This is a genomic window from Chitinophaga niabensis (genome assembly GCF_900129465.1).
GTDB classification, from domain to species: Bacteria; Bacteroidota; Bacteroidia; order Chitinophagales; family Chitinophagaceae; genus Chitinophaga; species Chitinophaga niabensis.
The window spans coordinates 1,069,470-1,088,744 of the sequence record NZ_FSRA01000002.1; the positions used below are offsets into that span (position 1 = coordinate 1,069,470).

The window sequence follows — 19,275 nt, forward strand, 5'->3', positions numbered from 1 at the left end:
AAGGTAACAGCAGAAGCCCCCGGTACTCAATGGATATTTTTTCGTTTGAGTTGCACTATTTTAGTAATACCAAAACCCTCAGCAGTATGACAAATTACATCTGCACCACTTGCGGCGTGCAATATGAGTCCGGCATAACGCCACCACTCCATTGCCCCATCTGTGAAGACGACAGGCAATATGTAAACCCCGGCGGCCAAAGCTGGACCTCCCTGAAAGAGGTTGCCAAACAACACCGCAATATCATAGAAAAGATCTCCCCGGACCTTTATGCTATCTATACTGCGCCGAAATTCGGCATTGGGCAGAGAGCTTATCTTGTGATAAGCCCCGGTGGTAATGTGTTATGGGACTGCATCACGTTATTAGACCCCAGCACCATAGATATCATTGAAAAACTGGGCGGCATCAAGGCCATTGTGCTTTCACACCCCCATTATTTCAGCACTATTGTTGAATGGAGCGAAGCTTTCCAGGCAGATATTTACGTACATGCGGAAGATGCTCACTGGCTGGGCCGGAGGAATAATAAACTGCGTTTATGGGAGGGGGATATAGAACCCTTATGGGACCAGATCAAGATCGTACGCTGCGGCGGACATTTTCCCGGAGCCTGCATTTTACACTGGCCTGTTGGTGATGGCATATTGCTGGTAGGCGATACCATCCAGGTATCACCCAATTTAACAACCGTTTCCTTTATGTACAGTTACCCTAATAATATACCCCTGCCCAAAAAGGACATCCTGGCCATCGCATTTGCAGTTAAATTATTGCAATACAATGTGATGCACGGTGCTTTTGGTCTCAGTATCCGGGAAAATGCCGCCGCCGTAATGGATCGTTCCGTACAACGGTACCTGCAGATCTATGAATAACGGATACCCGTAAACACCTCTTCAGCGTGCGCTATGTGAATTTTTATGCTTACTTTTGTGGATTGCCTTTTTATGAGCCATTTAGAGAAAAATTTAGTTCACAGACAGCAGGAACAGAGATGATGAAGCGTGGTCTTTTTGTTTTACAACCCGGGTTTATGTAAAGAAGGCAATAGCAAAGAAAAGCATGTCGCTACCCCATTTATTGAAATATGTTTATAATAACGGAACCGATGAGGTGATCCGCCGGGGGAAACGCATCTTTTCCACAGGCGGTGTGGAGTTGCTGGAAGGGGACCCTGTGCTCAAATCTGCTACTTTTCGCGTAAAAAGCGATACACACGCTAACTACTATAAAGTTTCCATCAGCAAATATCACGAGCCCGCCACCATGAGTGTACGGTGCCAGTGCCCTTATAATTTAGGAGATATCTGCCGGCACGAAGCGGCCGCTCTTTTCCAGTTACAGGAAATGCTGGACAGGAATCATTTTGAATCTTACGAAACACAATATGATCAGCAGCACACGCTGATCAAAATGAAATCCATAGACCTTAAAACCCTCAAACTCCTTACCTCCAGCCCTATGATGCAGGATGCAGAAACCATCCTCCGCAAAACACAGGCTGTGATCAAAGCTGCCAAAGATGAAAAAGTAGAGGCAGAACTGAAGTTTGAAGGCAAAAAATATCCGCTCATCCTGCAACGCAACGAAGAGCGGAACTTCGATACCCATTGTACCTGCGATGAACATGAACATCCCATCTGCGTACATAAACTGGCCCTGTTCCTGCAACTGCTGCATGCACACGGACCATTTTATTTTGATACCCTCCGCAACTGGGATAAAGAAAAAAATAAACTCCTTTCCTCTTACGGATACACGCTGAACGACGACCTCAACGGGAAGTTTGCGTTCTCTTACCTCAACGGTAAACCCTTCCTCCGCGTACTGGACCCCAGTATCAAAAAAGTGGAAGCGCCCGTAGCGGCAAGTAAAGCAGAACCACCACCAGAGCAGGAAACCATTACGGTAACACGCAGGCTGGGCGTTATGCTCAACGCCAACGATAAACTGTTCCCTTACTTCCAGGCAGAACTGATCAACGGAGATGCCAATGAAGATGAAACAGAATTTGTTTCCCTCGTTACCCGCCTGGACCTTAGCAAGTACGTAGACTTCTATCAATATAAAGAACGGGACAGGGAACTGATCACGCCTGTACGCAAAATACAGCATGCGGAAGTGAGCAAGTTCCTGAACAAAAATTCTCCTTTCGCCGGTATCTGGGAAAACATCATGCATGAAAATGAAGATGGCCTGCCCATGGAAACCATGGAGCTGATCGTGGAATACCTGCATCCCAAGATCGTAAAGCTCTTCCCCATACTGATGGAACACCGCCTGGTGTTCCTGCTGAGAGAAGGGCAACCGTTTAAGACCAAGAACCTGCAACCATTGCTGGTAGCAGATGAGCCGCTGCAGCCTTACTTCAAGGCAGACCCTGTGAATGATCATGTGGAAGTGACTGCCTGGGTAGATATTGAAGGAGAGCCCGTGAACGTGTTTGCCAACCAATGGGCCAGCCCTATGCTGTTCCTTTACAACGGCACCATTTTCCATTTCAAGCGTCCGCAGGATAGTATCAACATTATGCGTTATCAGCAGATGAATGCATTAAAGGTACCCTCTGCAGAATGGCAGGACTTCCTGAAAGATGTGATGCTGCCCCTTGGCAAAGATTACGCCGTACAGTTTGATGCTACCCTGCTCGCAGAAGTAGATGATATCATACCTGAAACACGTGTGTACCTCAAAGAAATGGGCGAAACATTCGTGATCCAGCCGGGCTTCTCCTATGCCGGGCATGAAGTGGAATGGAATGAGGAAAGCCGTATCACCGTGCAGGAAGCCAACAAGGTACTTGTTATTCACCGGAACAAGGAAGTGGAGAATGCTTTTGTGGCGAAGCTCCGCACCCTGCATACCAACTTTAATCATCTCAGTAACTATAACTACTTTTTCCTGCGTTCCAAAGAAGCGCTGAAGAACAACTGGTTCTTCCTTTTCTTTGATGCGCTCAAGGAAATGGATGTTCGGGTATTCGGTTTCGAACAACTCCGCAACTTCCGCTTCAATCCGCAAAAACCCGTTACCAACCTGCAGATCAGCTCTGGCATAGATTGGTTCGATGCACAGGTGGAAGTATTGTATGGCGATCAGAAAGTAGGGATCCGCGATATCAAACGCGCATTGGCCAACAAGCAGAATTATGTGCAGCTGGCAGATGGTACCCTTGGTTTATTACCGGAAGAATGGTTGAAAAAATATTCCCTGCTCTTTAAGATCGGGGAAGAAAAAGATAAAGGTGCCGGCCTGAAGTTGAGTAAATACAACTTCTCCGTGATCGATGAATTATATGAATTCATTGATGATGATGCCATCCTTGCAGAGCTGGATGAAAAACGCCGCAAGCTGTTGCAGTTTGATGAGATCCGCAATGTGCCCTTACCGAAGAATGTAAATGCCAATCTCCGCCCCTACCAGGAAAGTGGTTTCCAGTGGCTCAATTACCTGGATGAAGTGAAGTGGGGAGGTATCCTGGCGGATGATATGGGTCTTGGTAAAACCGTACAGGCGCTTACCTTCATTCAACACTACAAGAATGAGAACGGCCAAAGCATGATGCTGGTGGTTTGCCCTACCACGCTGATCTATAACTGGGAGAATGAGATCAAGAAATTCACACCAGGCATCACTTACCATATCCATCATGGCCCTGCACGTATCCGCGCGGCGGAAGAACTACAGGCCTTTGATGTGGTCATTACCACTTATGGTACACTCCGGAGCGACATCCAGCTGCTCATGAAGATCCAGTTCGATTATGTGATCCTCGATGAATCGCAGGCTATCAAAAACCCGCAGTCCAAAGTGACCAAAGCAGCACAGTTGCTCAATACCCGCAATCGTATTGCATTGAGTGGTACACCCATGCAGAACAATACCTTTGATATCTATGCACAGATGAACTTCCTCAATCCGGGAATGCTGGGTAGTGTGGACTTCTTCAGAAATGAATTTGCCACCCCTATCGATAAGTTCCAGGATGAAGAAAGGAAAGAGCACCTGAAAAAACTCATTTATCCGTTCATTCTCCGCCGCACGAAAGAGCAGGTGGCCAAAGACCTGCCGGATAAGATCGAGACGGTGATCTTCTGTGAAATGGACCCTGAACAAAGGCATATTTACGATGCTTACCGTAACACCTATCGTTCCAAGATCCTGGGTGTAATAGAGGATCAGGGTATGGAGCGCAGCCAGCTCACCATCTTGCAGGGCCTTATGAAGCTGCGCCAGATCTGTGATTCGCCGGCCATCCTCAACGAAACAGAAAAGTATCCCAACCATTCCGTGAAGCTGCACGAGCTTACCCGTGAGATAGCGGAAAACAGCGGGCATCATAAAGTTTTAGTGTTCAGCCAGTTCCTGGGTATGCTGGGCCTCATCCGGGAAAGGATGACGCACATGAAGATCCCGTATGAATATTTTGATGGCAGCACCTCTACCGTAGATAGAGAAAAAGCAATTCAGAACTTCCAGAATAATGACGATTGCAGGGTATTCCTCATTTCCCTGAAAGCAGGTGGGGTGGGTCTTAACCTTACCGCCGCAGATTACGTGTACATTGTTGACCCATGGTGGAACCCCGCTGTGGAACAACAGGCGATTGACCGTACACACCGTATCGGGCAGACCAAAAACATCTTTGCTTACCGCATGATCTGTAAGGATACGGTAGAAGAAAAAATACTGGAATTGCAGGAACGTAAAAAATCCCTCGTAAAAGATATCATTGCAGATGATAACGGCTTTATCAAAAAGCTGTCTAAAGAAGATGTGCTCTACCTCTTCAGTTAAGAGATCAGTTTATAGCCGATCCCGCGGATGTTCACGATCTGTATCCTTGGATCTTCTTTCAGGTAGCGGCGTAGCTTGGTGATGAACACATCCATGCTGCGGGCATTGAAGAAATTATCATCCCCCCATATATCCAGCAGGATAGATTTCCGCTCCATCACCTGGTTGCGGTGTTTACATAAACGCCAGAGTACTTCTGCTTCCCGGTGAGAAAGGAATTCCGTATGATTATTCCTGGAGAGGGTTTGTTTCGTATAATTGAATGCGTATTGGCCGATGGTCACATTATCTTCCCCCTGTTCCTGCTGTACAGGTGTTGGCTGAAAGCGGTTGAGCAAAGACCTGATCCTTACGATCAGTTCATCCATGCTGAAAGGCTTTTTCAAATAATCGTTGCCTCCCAATTCAAATCCTTTTACCACATCAATCGTTTGCGATTTTGCAGAAAGGAAAATGATCGGGGTTTGTTTATCAGATTTCCTGATCTCTGCGGTGAGCGAAAAGCCGTCCATATTTGGCATCATAATGTCCAGCACAATAACATCCGGTTTATGTTGCCGGTACAAGCGAAGGCCCTCATTACCGTCATTAGCGATGAACATGCGGAAACCCCGCATTTCCAGGCTGTCTTTCACGATCTGTGCCAGTTGCGATTCATCTTCTATCAACAATACGCTTGCGTTCATGTTGTATAAATTTCCGCTGTGTTCATGATACATTAAATTTCAGGTATTTCCAGCAGGAACTCACTTCCTTTGTCCGGTTCACTTTTCACGCGGATAAACCCGCCGTGTTTCTCTACGATCTTTTTTACATAGCTCAGCCCAAGCCCGAATCCTTTTACATTATGCAGGTTGCCCGTTGGCACCCGGAAGAACTTTTCAAAGATACTGTCCTGGTAATTATGCGGAATGCCGATGCCATTATCTTTAACAACAATCTTCAGCCTGTCCTGCAGGCGGCTTACCTGGATGGTGATCTCTGCGGGTTCGCCGGAATACTTGATGGCATTGTCCACCAGGTTATTCAGCGCATTGGAAAGATGTGTTTTATCCACTTTCACCATGGCATCTGAAAGGATCGTATAGGTGAAATCCACCTTCTTATTGGCTTTCAGGCGATGATTGGTAATGATGTGACTGATCAGGTCATTAAGGTCCGTTTCTTCCCTGTACAGTTCAAAATCATCTTTTTCTTCAGCGGCGATATGTAATACTTTTTCCACAAGATCGCTCAGACGTGTTAATTCCTGCCGCGAGATGCTTAAATACTTTTGTGTTTTCTGCTGATCATTCAGGGCATTGAAGTTCTGCATGGCTTCTACCGCCGCGGATACCGTGGCGATCGGCGTTTTCAGCTCATGCGTCATGTTGTTGATGAAGTCGTTCTTTACTTCAGAGAGCTTTTTCTGTTTGAGGATGGTGCGGAGCATGTAAATGAAACAGAGCACGGTGAGCATTAAAAGGAGAGCTGTGCTGAGAAGCGGCCCTATCATCTGACCCAGGATCCTTTGCACAGGATTACTGAAAGAAGCCTGCACAAGGATATCGCTGAATGGATTGAAGGGTATCTTAGCCGTTTGCAGCAGATTGACAGGCTCTGAGAGGAAGATGATCGTATCCTTTTGGAACGAATCTTCTTCTACACGGAAGGTATCCAGTTTATAAGATACATTGATGCCACGGCTCAGCAGTTCCTCTTTGTAAACAGAATCTACTTTCTTTGCGGAGAACCTTTCTTTGTAAATCCTGTTCAGGATCAGCATATCTGAGATCTGCCGGGAGAGCGAATCTGCGTAGAAACGGTATGCCGTGTCCCGGTCCCTGATCTGAATGTTGAGGGTAGTGGCGTTGGTGGAATGTATCAGCCTTTGAAACCGCCGCGGTGCAATACTATCGTTATAAGGTTCGGCCTCCATAAAAACAGCCTCACCGCCAACAGGCATTGCTTTCCCTACAACAGTTCCCCGCACGGAATCGGCCATAACCGTTAAGCCGCTCATAGGTCTCGCCTTTCTCAGGAACACAGAATCTTTCATGAAGACCGCGGGTTTTCCTCTCAGTGCGTAACTGGCATTCACGGAAGGATACCGCCGCCCGATAAACCTCCCGGCATCCATAAACTGTTTATTGTACACCGCAGTGCGCAGTGCATCATTAATATCCTTGTTGAATTCCTCCAGCCGGAGCTTATAAGAGTTATACAACCAGTAAGCCTGGAAAGCGAAAATACCCAGTATACAGGTACTCATCAGGGTCAATATGTTGCGGATTCTGTTGCGCATGGAATGTAAATCTATCCAATCCTTATCATCTACAGGCGGAGCTTAACACTAATTAACAGTAAATAAGACTGCTTAACCCTCCCCCTGCGGCGTATCCTGCAATTTTACACAACAAAAACAGCGCACATATGAAAACGATCATCACCGCTTTGCTAATACTGGCCTTTTCCAATACAGAGGCCCAGCAAAAAACCTCCGGCATAATCGAATATGAAGTAACCTCCCGGATGGACCTGTCCATGGCCCGCACTGTAATGATAGGCCCCGGTGGCCAGGTTACACAGGGAAGCGCAGCAGACATGCCAGACCTTCCGGACCTGATCACCAGCAAACAAACCCTCACCTTTTCCAACACCAAAGGAAAACTGGAAGCAGAAGGTGGCGGGGGCCCTCAGATGCTGAGCTTTTCATCAGCCATGCCGGCAGGAGCAGCGGGAGCTTCAAGAGTACAGGCAATTGACGTGGCAGGGAGCCCAGGTGGCGGCAGAACCTTCTCGGCTGGCCCTGGTGGCCCCGGAGTATCACTGCGCCCCCCTCTCAGTAACACTACGTATATTGATCTGGCAAATAAAAAGTACTTAACCGTTACCACAGAGAAAAAGGACAGTGTTACCAGCAACAGTTGGTATGCCGAAGAGGATTACAAGACCCCTGCAGATATTAAAACCAGCAATAAAACTAAAACCATTGCAGGATTTAAGTGCCAGCGCGGCACCGTAAAACTCGGCGACGAAAACTTCGTTTTCTGGTATACCACAGAAATCCCGCTTTTATTCTCCCCGGTAAATGGTGTGTTGCCCGCAGCAGGAGTTGTGCTATCCATTGAAAGCAGCAAACGCTCCTATGTAGCAAAAAAAGTAGCGTTTAAACCCATAGAAGATACGGAGGTGAGCCTTCCTGCCAATGCGCAGAAAGTAACTGAAGAAGAACTGAAAGCTAAAAGACGCCAGATCCTGGAGAAGTTCCATAACGACAGACTGGAAAAACTCCAACTCAATAACTAAGCCACCACCCCAGCTATAAACCCAATTATGAAACGACGCGTTTTATTGACCGTGGTGTTGGTTATTGCCATCTTAACCATTGCCCGGGCACAGACACAGACCAAACTTCAGATCACCGGCCGCCTGATCGATTACTCCAATAAAGAACCATTGCCCAATGCGGCAGTAGCTTTGCTGGAAGTAAAAGATTCCTCAATAGCTGCCACAGTAGTGGCAGACGCAAAAGGGCTCTTTAATATTACCGGTGCAAAACCCGGCAACTATGTGCTCGTTGTTTCATACATGGGATACCAGCAGCTGACCCGCAATGTACATATACAGGATACCTCCCGCCTGATTGCCTTAGGAACATTAACATTAAAAAGGAAAGGGCTTAACCTGAACGAAGTGGAGATCGTGGACGTAAAACCTCCGATCACCATTAAAGAAGATACGGTGGAATACAATGCAGGCTCTTTTAAAACAAGAGAAAATGCCCTGTTGGAAGAACTGCTTAAAAAACTCCCCGGCATACAGGTGGAAAAAGATGGTACCATCAAAGCCAATGGAGAAACCGTAAAAAAGGTACTGGTAGATGGAAAACCTTTCTTTGGGGATGACCCCAAAATGGCTACCCGTAACCTGCCTGCGGATATCGTAGATAAGATCCAGCTGATAGACCGGAAAAGCGAACAGGCACAATTTACCGGTATCGCAGATGGAGAGATCGAGAAAACGCTCAACTTCACCATCAAGCAGGACCGTAAAAAAGGCGTGTTTGGAAGAGCAACTGCCGGATATGGAAGTGATGAACGTTTCTCCGTGAATGCCAGCATGAACCGCTTCCGGCAAACACAGCAACTTTCCATCATGGGAGGAGGGAACAATACCAATAATACCGGCTTCTCTTTTTCAGATGGCTTTAACTTCGGCGGCGGAGCAAAAGGTGGCGGCGGAACAGGAAATACAGGACTTAACCGGAACTGGAATGGCGGTATCAATTACAGCGATAATCTCGCTAAAGGGTTACGCATCAGCGGCAGTTATTTTATGAGTGATATGCAGCGGGATAATGAAAGAAGAAGTGAAAGGGAGAACCGTCATAAGCCGGATTCTTTTTCCTACGTGAACTCCAACAGCGCCTCCTTAAGTAACAACAGGAACCACCGGGTGAATGCACGCATTGAATATGATATCGATTCTTTTCATTCCCTGATAGTGACCCCCAACATCAGCTTCGGCTCAGGAGATAACTTCTCTGAAAGCAGGAATACCACGCTCAATAATAACCGGGATACTGTCAACAACGGGCGAAACATGAATAAAACCACCGCCAATTCTCCCAGTATTAACGGTACCGCTTTATTCCGCAAAAAGTTCGATAAGAAAGGGCGCACATTCAGTACCAATCTGAACTTTGGCGCTAACAGCAACGAACGGGAATCCATCAACCAGTCGCAGACATCTTACCTGCAACGTAATGGCACCTTCCGGAACGATACCTTAGATCAAAAGGTGATACAGGATAACAGCAGCAAAACCCTGGGTGTGAGGATGAGTTATACAGAGCCGGTATTCATAGACCGCTTCCTGGAGTTGAATTATGGATATAACTATAACGCCAATTCATCCAACAGAACCACCTACGATAAAGGCAAAGATGCTTATGACCAGTTGAACGACAGCCTCACCAACGCTTTCAATAATGTATACAGCAATCACCAGGCCGGCATCAGCATCATGACGCAGAAGCTGCGCTACAATTATACATTGGGCATGAACGTACAGTTCAACAACCTGAACAGCGAGAACATTACAAAGGATAGCACCATACAGCAGCATACCGTGAACATTTCTCCGCTGGCCCAGATGAACTATAACTTTTCCAAGAACCGCCGGATGCGGTTAGCTTACCGCGGGCAAACACAACAACCCTCGCTGGAGCAATTACAACCGGTGCCGGATAATTCCAATCCCTTGTTTGTGAAGTTGGGTAATCCCGATCTGAAACCCTCCTTCAACAACAACCTCAGTGTGAACTATAATAATTTTGATCCGGTGAGCATGCGCAGTTTCTTTGCTTCCCTTACCGGAACATTTACCCTGAACAAGATCGTGAACAACACGGCTATCAATGACCAGGGCATACAAACCAGCCGCCCCGTGAACGTAAATGGCAATTACAATGTGAATGCTTATATGGTGAATGGTTTCTCCATCAACAGGCAGCAGAAAACAACTATCAATACGAATACTTACGCCGGCCTGACGCGGGACGTAAGTTTCCTGAATAACCAGAAGAACTTTACACAAACCCTGAACATTACGCAGGCTGCCAGTTTCAACTATATGTATAAGGAAGTGTTTGACATGGCTGCGGGTGGCAGTGTGAATTATAACAGGGCACGCTTCAGTAACAATAAAGCCAACAACACCAATTATTTCAACTACAATTTTTCCCTGGATTTTAACCTGAACCTGCCGGGAGGTATTATCATTGGCGGGGATGTGGACCATACCATCAATACGGGGAGAACGGAAGGCTACAACCTGCAATACACCCTCGCGAATGGCTTTATTTCAAAAACACTGTTTAAAGCCAAACAGGGCCTGGTCAAATTCCAGGTATTTGACCTGTTCAACCAGAACGTAAGCGTGAACCGTACCGTGATGGATAATTACACGGAGGATTCCGAAACAAAAGTTTTGCAGCGTTATTTTATGGTGAGTTTTTCCTACTTCCTGAACCGTTTCGGAGGGAAGGCGCCCAAGGGGCAAAGAGGGGACAGGATGATGGAAGGGCCGCGTAATAACGTGCGCTTCTAACAAACAACATAATACGGGTGTAATTCGGTCTAAGCCCGTTTGCCGGCTCTGAAATCATTCAAAATGTTCTTCTTCCGGTTTTCCTGCCACTGGTTGGTGAGGTACACCACCAGGCGGCTGATCGTAAAAGTGGGGATGAAATCCAGGCCGGGGAACAGCTCCTCAATGAAATTGAATACGCCACCGAAACCACCGATCGGCCCACCAAACATTTTGTAAAAGATGAGGGCCGATATAGGCGCCCAAATTACATCACTCACTTCCCCGAATACCGGAACTGCATAACTGGCGCAACCCAACAGGTCCATCAGCAGGCAAAGTGTTAAACTGGGAGTAACTCTTCTTTCCATACACACATGCTTTTGTATATATAATCAAATAACCTACCAAAATGTTACTGCCCCTGGGCATAGGAACCAGCAAATCCCTGAAAAGCACATCATAAATCCTTATCCATAAAGCGTTTGCGTTCGAATGCGGTTTGTCCTTATTTTGAAAAAAACGTATTTCCACGGTGCTTGCAAACGGACAAAATTTCTCTTAAATTCACCCCTGGTAAACCCGTTCCACTTATGGCAGACAATCACTCCCGCAGAGATGCGATCAAAAAAGTAGCAACTATGGCTTTAGCAGGCACAGCGCTTTCTTCCCTGACTAACCGCGTATCCGCGCATGAGCAGGCAATGGACGCAAAGCTCAAAGGAAAAGTAAACCACTCCGTTTGCAGATGGTGTTACAATGGTATCCCGCTGGACGAGCTTTGCAAAGCCTCCAAAGAAATAGGCATAGCATCTATTGACCTGGCCAGCCCGGAAGACTTTGCCACCCTTAAGAAATACGACCTCACCTGTGCCATGGTGGCCTCGAATGGTAAAGAATGGGGTATCACCAAAGGTTGGAACCGCCTGGAGCATCACGATAAGCTGGTCACCTATTTTGAACACCTGATCGATGAAACAGCCAACGCCGGATTCACCAACCTCATCTGCTTTTCCGGGAACCGCGAAGGCATGAGTGATCAGCAGGGCCTGGAAAACTGTGCCACCGGTCTGAAAAAGATCATGAGTTATGCAGAAAAGAAAAAGGTAACACTGGTGATGGAATTGCTCAACAGCAAAGTGAACCATCCCGATTATCAATGCGACCGTACTGCATGGGGCGTGGAACTTTGCAAAGCCATCGGCTCTGATCATTTCAAACTCTTATACGACATCTATCACATGCAGATCATGGAAGGAGATGTGATCCGCACTATCCGTGAAAGCCAGCAATACATTGCGCATTACCATACCGGCGGAGTTCCCGGCCGGAACGAAATAGATGAAACACAGGAATTATTCTATCCTGCTATCATACAGGCTGTAGTGGATACCGGTTTCAAAGGATTCGTAGCACAGGAATTCATTCCTAAAAGAGCAGATAAACTGGCATCCCTCAAACAAGGGGTACAGATCTGCGACGTTTAATATTTCCAGTCACGGCGCAGCATCCCCATCACTACCATATCCACGTAATGCCCGTGGAGCTTGGCGCTCTGGCGTAGTATACCTTCTTTGGAAAAGCCCAGCTTGATGGGGATCTGGGCGCTTTTCTCGTTCTGTAACACAAAACGGATCTCTACCTTATTCAGCCGGAGCGCTGCAAATGCATAGCTGATAATGGTCCTGCAACTATTGGTAACAATTCCCTTACCCTGGAAAGATTCCGTGAGCCAGTAACCGATCTCTGCTTTTTGCAGCGGATGGTCCCAGTCGTGCAAATCAATAACTCCACAAAGATGGCCACCATGCCATATTCCGAAGGCAATCGCATCCTGCTCGCTGGCTTTACGCAACATGAGTTCAATGAAGCGGAGAGAATGTTCTTCTGTTGTATTGTAATCCACCCAGGGCAGGTATTTACGCAATGCTTTACGGGATGTATTAACCGCCAAAAACAGGTCAGGAGCGTGTTCCGGTTGTAATTGTCTTAACAGGGTGGTATCGTTTACAGGTAGTTCCAGCATAATCTTCAGGTCAAAAATACAGATATCCCCTTAAAACGCAACAGGCGATCCCCTTTCGAAGATCACCTGTTGTTTTGATTATGACGGTACTGTACTACTACTAACGTTGCGTGATCAATTGCTGTTTGGTCATATCCTTCACCACCTGTTGACTATACACCACGGCCATTCTGGCTGCAGAGGACGGGTCAAAGGTTTCAGTGCGCACGGAATAAAGCAATTGTTTGTTCTTCATGCTGTATAAATTACTTTCAAGGAAGTATTTGGTGTTGGTTGTATAATACCCCGGTTCATAAATACGGTTGTACATACTTCCGTAGTAAGACCACCAGCCACCATAATAAGGACGGTAGAACATCGTTCTGCCTGGTACGTAATTCTTTTCTTTGGATTTATCCAGCATTACGATCGTGAGCACCTGGTCCACATCTTTTTTACGGATCATGTTCATGGCCTTTTCTTCCTTCAATCCTTTAAACGTTTTCGGCCCATATGTTTCATAAGCGGATACAGCGTTGTATCCCTTTTGTTTCAATGCGGCCACCATTTCTTCTTCCATCCTGGCCTGCAAAGCACCCTGGCGGTCCTGGACCAGTCCCAGTACCATGATCTTCTGATCAGGACTTAAGGATGTTTCCGGTTCTTTCCAGGAAGAAGTCACTTTGGTGCTGGAACAGGCTGAGAGGAACAACGCCAGGCCTGATAGCACCACCACGGTTAATATTTTCATCTGTTTCATCATCGTCTGGAGTTTTTATACTGATTAGACGGAGAAAGAGAGGCAAAAGATACATGGGGTAGGGGGAATTAACAATAATTTGGGGGAACTGTTAAAGGAATGAAAAAAGGAGCCATGCGGCTCCTTTTTTATATAGTGGATTAGTAATTGATCACCTGTTCTTCTATCTGTTGCGGAATCTCCCGGAACTGGTAAAGTTGTGTACGGAGCTGTGGTTCAAAACCTGCTTCCCGGATAGCATCCTGTATGCTTTTATAGGTAAAGCGGTGAGGCGCGCCGGCTGCTGATACCACATTTTCTTCGATCATAATAGAGCCAAAATCATTGGCACCTGCATGCAGGCATAATTGCGCAACGGATTTACCTACCGTGAGCCAGGAAGCCTGTATGTTTTTGATATTGGGCAGCATGATGCGGCTCATGGCGATCATGCGGATGTACTCTTCAGAAGTGGTCATGTTATGCACGCCGCGGATCCTGGAGAGCAGGGTATCCACATCCTGGAAGGTCCAGGGAATAAAGGCGGTGAAGCCATAATGCCCTTCCGGTTTTTCACTTTGCACCTGGCGGATGGCCACAAGGTGTTCAAAACGTTCCAGCACGGTTTCCACATGCCCGAACATCATGGTGCCAGAAGAGGCAATGTTGAGTTTATGCGCTGCACGCATCACATCCAGCCATTCCTGCGCACCGCATTTTCCTTTGGAAATAAGGCGGCGCACACGATCGTTCAGGATCTCGGCTCCGGCTCCGGGAAGGCTGTCCATTCCCGCTTCCTTCAAAGCTTTCAGCACTTCTATATGGGTGCTTTTTTCCAGTTTGGTGATATGGGCTACTTCGGGAGGGCCGAGTGTGTGCAAACGAACATCAGGATACAATTGTTTCAGCTCACGGAACAGGTTGGTATAAAAGCTGAGGCCCAGTTCAGGATGGTGGCCCCCCTGCAAAAGCAATTGATCCCCGCCATACTTAACGGTTTCCTCGATCTTGCGTTTATATTCGGCTATTTCAGTGATGTAAGCATCCTTATGGCCGGGTATGCGGTAGAAGTTGCAAAACTTGCAATTGGCCGTGCAAACGTTGGTGGTATTTACGTTCCGGTCTATCTGCCAGGTCACCTTACCATGAGGCACCTGCTGCTTCCTTAATTCATTGGCGATCTCCATCAGTTCCGCCAGGGGAGCGTGTTCGAACATATACACTCCTTCCTCTGCCGTTAAAAACTCAAACTGTTGCGCCCTTTTGTATAAATCCTGTAATTGCATCTTAAAACAAAGGTAAGGAAAGTGCAAATGTTATCCGGGGAACTATTTTGCCGTTTATACCAAATAGCCGTGCAACAAACGAACTTAAATGTTAAATTTAGGTAAATGAGGATGCCCGGCATCATAGCTTATGCGAATCCATAACCTGTTTCACGTTTTTGTTCTCTGCCTGTCGATCTGTAACGTTAGAGCCCGTGCCCAGGAAAAAGAAAATGCACCGTCTGTCGAGCCTGAAGCCAGGCTGATCACTCGTTTCCCTTTTAAACAGTATTACGGAGGTGTAGTGGTGATTTCCGCACGCCTGAACGACTACAAGGACACCCTGCAGTTCCTCCTGGATACCGGCAGCGCCGGAATTTCCCTGGATACCAATACCTGTATAGCCCTGGGCGTAAAGCTCACCCCTTCCGATAAGATCGTCCGCGGGCTGGGGGCCAGTAAAAACATCTCTTTTGCCTTAGATAATACCCTTCATTTGCCGGGTTTGGATGTGGATAGCCTTGATTTTCATGTGAATGACTACGAACTGATCAGCCAGGTATACGGCATCCAGATAGACGGGATCATGGGCTACAGCATCCTGAGCAGGTATGTGGTACAGATCGATTACGACAAAGAAGAGATCCTCATCTATACCCAGGGGAGCTTTAAATACCCCCGTGGCGGTTACCTCATGAAGCCCAACCTTACTTTCATTCCCGTGGTAAATTCTCCCCTCCGCAGCGGGAAACGGAATGTTAATCACCGCTATTATTTTGATACCGGCGCCGGGATGTGTTTACTGCTCAGCACCCAGTTTGTGAAAGACAGTAGCCTGCTGGTGAAACGCAAAGCCAAAGTGATCCCCACGGAGGCACAGGGTCTGGGAGGTAAAATGCAGATGTATATCACTACCATGAACGAATTCAGAATAGGCAACTACACTTTCCGGAATGTACCTACCTACCTGTTTGACGATATTACCAATATCACTTCCTATCCCTCCCTGGCCGGGATGATCGGGAACGACCTGCTCAGGCGGTTTAATCTGACCCTCAATTACGCCCGCAAGGAAATTCACCTCATGCCCAATACCCACTTCAGGGACCAGTTCGACTATTCCTATACCGGCCTGATCATTTACCTGATAGACAATCGTATTGAGGTCACAGACGTGATCAGGAACTCCCCGGCAGAAAAAGCCGGCTTTAAAAGAGGGGATTTTGTACTGGCCGTGAATAACAACTTCACCACCAACCTCCAGATCTACCGAGACCTCCTGAAGAACATCGGCACCCGTCCTACCCTGCTCATTATGAGGGATGGGGAACTCATGCTGAAAAAGCTGCCGATCCGCAGCATATTGTAGCTAATAGCTTTTGTCGTAAATTTGCCCGTTTTGGTTTGATCATCAGGGCATTTTCTTATTTTTCAGTCAAAGACAGATATGATCCATTTTAATAGATTCACTTTAGAGAACGGGCTGCGTGTGATTGTTCATGAAGATAATACAACCCCCATGGCTGTTGTAAATGTGTTGTATGATGTGGGCGCCCGTGATGAAAATCCTCAACAGACCGGCTTTGCGCATTTATTTGAACACCTGATGTTTGGCGGTTCCGTGAACATCCCGGAATATGACGAGCCCCTGCAAATGGCAGGCGGGGAAAACAACGCCTTCACCACCAACGACCTTACCAATTACTACATAGAATTACCCGCCGAAAACCTGGAAACAGCCTTCTGGCTGGAAAGCGACCGGATGTTATCCCTTGCCTTTTCAGAAAAGAGCCTGGAAGTACAACGGAAAGTGGTAACTGAAGAATTTAAGGAGCACTACATTAACAAACCTTACGGAGATGTGGGCCATAAGCTGAGGGCATTGTCCTACACCAGCCATCCCTACCGCTGGCAGACCATCGGAAAGGAATTGTCCCATATTGAAAACGCGCAGCTGGAAGATGTTAAGAACTTCTTTTTCCGTCATTACCGCCCCATCAATGCCATCCTGGTAGTGGCCGGCAAAGTCACCACAGAACAGGTGAAAGCCCTGGCGGAGAAATGGTTTGGCGATATTCCTTCCGGGGAAAAGTATGTACGTGAACTTCCGGCGGAACCTCCGCAGAAAGCCTCCAACTTCCTGGAAGTAAAAGCCAAGGTACCTTTAGACGCATTGTACAAAGCCTATCATATTTACCCGCGGAACGACCCGCGTTATTATGCAGCAGACCTTATTTCAGACATCCTGAGCGGCGGCGGCTCCTCCCGTTTGCACCAGGTGCTCGTGAAAGAGAAGAAACTTTTCAGCAACATCGATTGTTATCATTTTGGCAGCATAGACGCCGGCCTGCTTTGCATAGAAGGCAAACTGGTAAAGGGCGTTAAAATGAAGGATGCGGAGAAAGGCGTGCAGGAAGAACTGGAAAAACTGCAACAGAACATTATCCCGGAAAGAGAATTGCAAAAAGTGAAGAACCGCGTAGAAAGCATGCTGGCTTTTGAAGACATGGGTTTATTAAGCCGCGCTAACAACCTCGCCTTTTATGAACTCTTAGGCGATGCCGCTTTCATGAACAAAGAATTCGAAAACTACGAACGCGTAACAAAAGAAGACATCCACAGAGAGGCTAAGATCATCTTCGACGAAAAGAACTCCAACACCATTCATTATTACGCAGGAAACTAAGAACAAATTATGGTCAACAGAAGTCAGGCACCCGCTATAAAAGATGCAGTAGATTTTGAAATATTGCTCAAGCCATATGAGAAGTTTAACCTGGACAATGGCATTCCCGTATATGTGATCCGTTCGGAAGAACAGGAAACCCTGCAGCTGGAACTCGTGTTCCCAGCCGGCAGCTGGTTTGAAACAGAGAACCTCATCGCTTCTGCTACCAACTTCCTTATGAAGAACGGTACCAGCAAACGCTCTGCTTTAGAGATCAACGAGGCGGCAGAATACTATGGCGCGTACCTCAACAGGGCATGCTTTCATGAAAATGCCACCTATACATTACACTGCCTTACCAAACATACGGCAGACCTGTTGCCGGTTTTACAGGAAGTGATCCTCGATCCCGTTTTCCCGGAAGAGGAGCTGAGCACCTTTGTGCAGAACATGAAACAAAAACTGGCGGTGAACCTCACCAAGTGCGATTTTGTAGCCAACCGCCACATCGATAAATTCCTCTTCGGAGAATTTCACCCATACGGCCGCGTGAGTAATATGCTGGCCTACGATGCTTTGCAGACCGAGTCTTTGAAAGCATTCTATAAAAAGCATTACACATACAACAACTGTAAGATCTTCATTGCCGGCAACCTGCCGGCGAACATTATTCCCCTGCTCAATCAATACTTCGGCAGTACAAAATGGAATGGGGAAGAACTGATCATTCGCCCGGAGCTACCGGTTTTACCGGCAGAGGAAAAGAAGTTCCGCATCTTCAATGATGAGAATGGGGTACAGGGTGCAGTGCGTATAGCAAGGCCATTCCCGAACCGCTACCATCCGGATTTTGGAAAGATGCTTGTGCTGAATACCATCTTTGGTGGTTATTTTGGATCAAGGCTCATGAGCAATATCCGCGAAGAAAAAGGATATACTTACGGCATCCATTCCCAGATCTACAACTTCCGCCAGGTGAGCGGCATCAATATCCAAACCGAAGCCGGTCGCGATGTTTGTGAAGCAACCGTTGCTGAAGTGTACAAAGAAATGGAACGCCTGAAGAACGAAGAGATCCCGGAAGAGGAGCTGAGCCTGGTGCGTAATTTCATGATCGGTTCTATCCTGGGCGACCTCGATGGTGCTTTTCATGTGATCCAGCGTTGGAAAAACCTGATCCTGAACGACCTCGACGAAAATTATTTCTATAATAATATCCGCATCATAAAAACGATCACTGCCGCTGAGTTACAACAACTTGCGCAGCAATATTATAACAAGGAGGACTTTTACGAACTGATTGTGATCTGATCTGCTGTGAACATTCAGCATGCTTTTTGCGTAATTTGATGACAGTATTTTAATCGCGTTCTATCATGGGAATACTTATCCGCATCCTCGTTACAGCATTAGCCGCTCTCTTAACGGCCTATTTATTACCGGGCGTTAAGCTGGCCAGTTTCACTTCTGCGCTGCTCCTGGCTATCGTTTTAGGATTGCTCAATTTACTCGTGAAGCCGGTATTGGTGATCCTTACCCTGCCTGTTACCATTGTAACACTGGGCCTTTTTCTGTTAGTGATCAATGCACTGATAGTGCTCTGGGCCAGCAGCCTGGTGAAAGGATTTAAAGTAGATAATTTCTGGTGGGCGCTGATCTTTAGTGTGGTATTGTCTGTTATCAGCAGTATCATGTTATCGCTCGGGCCTGCGGATAAAGATTAATT

Annotated in this window: 15 protein-coding genes; 9 read left to right on the plus strand and 6 right to left on the minus strand. The window is 46.9% G+C overall.

The features are described 5' to 3' along the window. Positions 1-86: 86 nt before the first annotated feature. Both BUR42_RS21390 and BUR42_RS21395 read left to right on the plus strand, forming a co-directional pair. Positions 87-878: an MBL fold metallo-hydrolase gene (locus BUR42_RS21390; RefSeq protein ID WP_074243129.1), complete on the plus strand. Its 792-nt coding sequence runs from the start codon at positions 87-89 to the stop codon at positions 876-878. Positions 879-1,065: 187 nt separating this feature from the next. After that, positions 1,066-4,800 (plus strand): DEAD/DEAH box helicase, encoded by a 3,735-nt coding sequence (locus BUR42_RS21395; protein WP_074241644.1) that lies wholly within the window; start codon positions 1,066-1,068, stop codon positions 4,798-4,800. Here BUR42_RS21395 and BUR42_RS21400 read toward each other — a convergent pair. After that, positions 4,797-5,486: a response regulator transcription factor gene (locus BUR42_RS21400; RefSeq protein WP_074243130.1), complete on the minus strand. Its 690-nt coding sequence runs from the start codon at positions 5,484-5,486 to the stop codon at positions 4,797-4,799. The genes BUR42_RS21395 and BUR42_RS21400 overlap by 4 nt on opposite strands. Positions 5,487-5,518: 32 nt before the next feature. Next, positions 5,519-7,084: a sensor histidine kinase gene (locus BUR42_RS21405; RefSeq protein WP_074241645.1), complete on the minus strand. Its 1,566-nt coding sequence runs from the start codon at positions 7,082-7,084 to the stop codon at positions 5,519-5,521. Positions 7,085-7,212: 128 nt separating this feature from the next. On the opposite strand from BUR42_RS21405, the gene BUR42_RS21410 reads away from it, so the two are divergent. Both BUR42_RS21410 and BUR42_RS21415 read left to right on the plus strand, forming a co-directional pair. Then, the gene (locus BUR42_RS21410; protein WP_074241646.1) at positions 7,213-8,088 is read left to right on the plus strand and encodes a GLPGLI family protein; all 876 of its coding nucleotides are present in this window, start codon (positions 7,213-7,215) and stop codon (positions 8,086-8,088) included. 27 nt (positions 8,089-8,115) lie between these two features. Continuing rightward, positions 8,116-10,893, plus strand: a complete 2,778-nt coding sequence (locus tag BUR42_RS21415; protein WP_084185747.1) for a TonB-dependent receptor — start codon at positions 8,116-8,118, stop codon at positions 10,891-10,893. A 29-nt stretch (positions 10,894-10,922) separates the two neighbouring features. On the opposite strand, the gene BUR42_RS21420 is transcribed toward BUR42_RS21415, so the two are convergent. Next, complete coding sequence (locus BUR42_RS21420) at positions 10,923-11,243, minus strand: hypothetical protein (protein WP_074241648.1); 321 nt, start codon at positions 11,241-11,243, stop codon at positions 10,923-10,925. Positions 11,244-11,465: 222 nt separating this feature from the next. Here BUR42_RS21420 and BUR42_RS21425 point away from each other — a divergent pair, with 222 nt between their 5' ends. After that, positions 11,466-12,359 carry a hydroxypyruvate isomerase family protein gene (locus tag BUR42_RS21425; protein WP_074241649.1) on the plus strand — a complete coding sequence of 298 codons (894 nt, stop codon included), beginning with the start codon at positions 11,466-11,468 and terminating at the stop codon, positions 12,357-12,359. Here BUR42_RS21425 and BUR42_RS21430 read toward each other — a convergent pair. From BUR42_RS21430 to mqnC, 3 genes are all read right to left on the minus strand, one after another. Next, the gene (locus BUR42_RS21430; RefSeq protein WP_074241650.1) at positions 12,356-12,898 is read right to left on the minus strand and encodes a GNAT family N-acetyltransferase; all 543 of its coding nucleotides are present in this window, start codon (positions 12,896-12,898) and stop codon (positions 12,356-12,358) included. The two genes, BUR42_RS21425 and BUR42_RS21430, sit on opposite strands and share 4 nt — an antisense overlap. Positions 12,899-12,998: 100 nt before the next feature. Further along, complete coding sequence (locus BUR42_RS21435; RefSeq protein WP_074241651.1) at positions 12,999-13,640, minus strand: hypothetical protein; 642 nt, start codon at positions 13,638-13,640, stop codon at positions 12,999-13,001. A 137-nt stretch (positions 13,641-13,777) separates the two neighbouring features. Then, positions 13,778-14,902, minus strand: coding sequence for a cyclic dehypoxanthinyl futalosine synthase (mqnC, locus tag BUR42_RS21440; protein WP_074241652.1), 1,125 nt, complete (start codon positions 14,900-14,902; stop codon positions 13,778-13,780). Positions 14,903-15,032: 130 nt separating this feature from the next. Between mqnC and BUR42_RS21445 the strand changes: the two genes are divergently transcribed. From BUR42_RS21445 to BUR42_RS21460, 4 genes are all read left to right on the plus strand, one after another. Then, positions 15,033-16,250, plus strand: a complete 1,218-nt coding sequence (locus tag BUR42_RS21445) for an aspartyl protease family protein (protein WP_074241653.1) — start codon at positions 15,033-15,035, stop codon at positions 16,248-16,250. A gap of 78 nt (positions 16,251-16,328) precedes the next feature. Beyond that, complete coding sequence (locus tag BUR42_RS21450; RefSeq protein ID WP_074241654.1) at positions 16,329-17,567, plus strand: M16 family metallopeptidase; 1,239 nt, start codon at positions 16,329-16,331, stop codon at positions 17,565-17,567. Positions 17,568-17,576: 9 nt separating this feature from the next. Continuing rightward, positions 17,577-18,860: a M16 family metallopeptidase gene (locus BUR42_RS21455; RefSeq protein WP_074241655.1), complete on the plus strand. Its 1,284-nt coding sequence runs from the start codon at positions 17,577-17,579 to the stop codon at positions 18,858-18,860. Between the two features lie 65 nt (positions 18,861-18,925). Next, positions 18,926-19,273 (plus strand): phage holin family protein, encoded by a 348-nt coding sequence (locus BUR42_RS21460; RefSeq protein WP_074241656.1) that lies wholly within the window; start codon positions 18,926-18,928, stop codon positions 19,271-19,273. Positions 19,274-19,275: the final 2 nt, after the last annotated feature.

Bases quoted from the DNA above. Each gene is read 5' to 3' on its own strand.
- BUR42_RS21400 (WP_074243130.1), bottom strand. From the start codon at position 5,486: ATGAACGCAAGCGTATTGTTGATAGAAGATGAATCGCAACTGGCACAG.
- BUR42_RS21390 (WP_074243129.1), top strand. From the start codon at position 87: ATGACAAATTACATCTGCACCACTTGCGGCGTGCAATATGAGTCCGGC.
- BUR42_RS21445 (WP_074241653.1), top strand. From the start codon at position 15,033: ATGCGAATCCATAACCTGTTTCACGTTTTTGTTCTCTGCCTGTCGATC.
- BUR42_RS21415 (WP_084185747.1), top strand. From the start codon at position 8,116: ATGAAACGACGCGTTTTATTGACCGTGGTGTTGGTTATTGCCATCTTA.
- BUR42_RS21430 (WP_074241650.1), bottom strand. From the start codon at position 12,898: ATGCTGGAACTACCTGTAAACGATACCACCCTGTTAAGACAATTACAA.
- BUR42_RS21395 (WP_074241644.1), top strand. From the start codon at position 1,066: ATGTCGCTACCCCATTTATTGAAATATGTTTATAATAACGGAACCGAT.
- BUR42_RS21435 (WP_074241651.1), bottom strand. From the start codon at position 13,640: ATGATGAAACAGATGAAAATATTAACCGTGGTGGTGCTATCAGGCCTG.
- BUR42_RS21425 (WP_074241649.1), top strand. From the start codon at position 11,466: ATGGCAGACAATCACTCCCGCAGAGATGCGATCAAAAAAGTAGCAACT.
- BUR42_RS21460 (WP_074241656.1), top strand. From the start codon at position 18,926: ATGGGAATACTTATCCGCATCCTCGTTACAGCATTAGCCGCTCTCTTA.
- BUR42_RS21455 (WP_074241655.1), top strand. From the start codon at position 17,577: ATGGTCAACAGAAGTCAGGCACCCGCTATAAAAGATGCAGTAGATTTT.
- mqnC (WP_074241652.1), bottom strand. From the start codon at position 14,902: ATGCAATTACAGGATTTATACAAAAGGGCGCAACAGTTTGAGTTTTTA.
- BUR42_RS21420 (WP_074241648.1), bottom strand. From the start codon at position 11,243: ATGGAAAGAAGAGTTACTCCCAGTTTAACACTTTGCCTGCTGATGGAC.
- BUR42_RS21410 (WP_074241646.1), top strand. From the start codon at position 7,213: ATGAAAACGATCATCACCGCTTTGCTAATACTGGCCTTTTCCAATACA.
- BUR42_RS21405 (WP_074241645.1), bottom strand. From the start codon at position 7,084: ATGCGCAACAGAATCCGCAACATATTGACCCTGATGAGTACCTGTATA.
- BUR42_RS21450 (WP_074241654.1), top strand. From the start codon at position 16,329: ATGATCCATTTTAATAGATTCACTTTAGAGAACGGGCTGCGTGTGATT.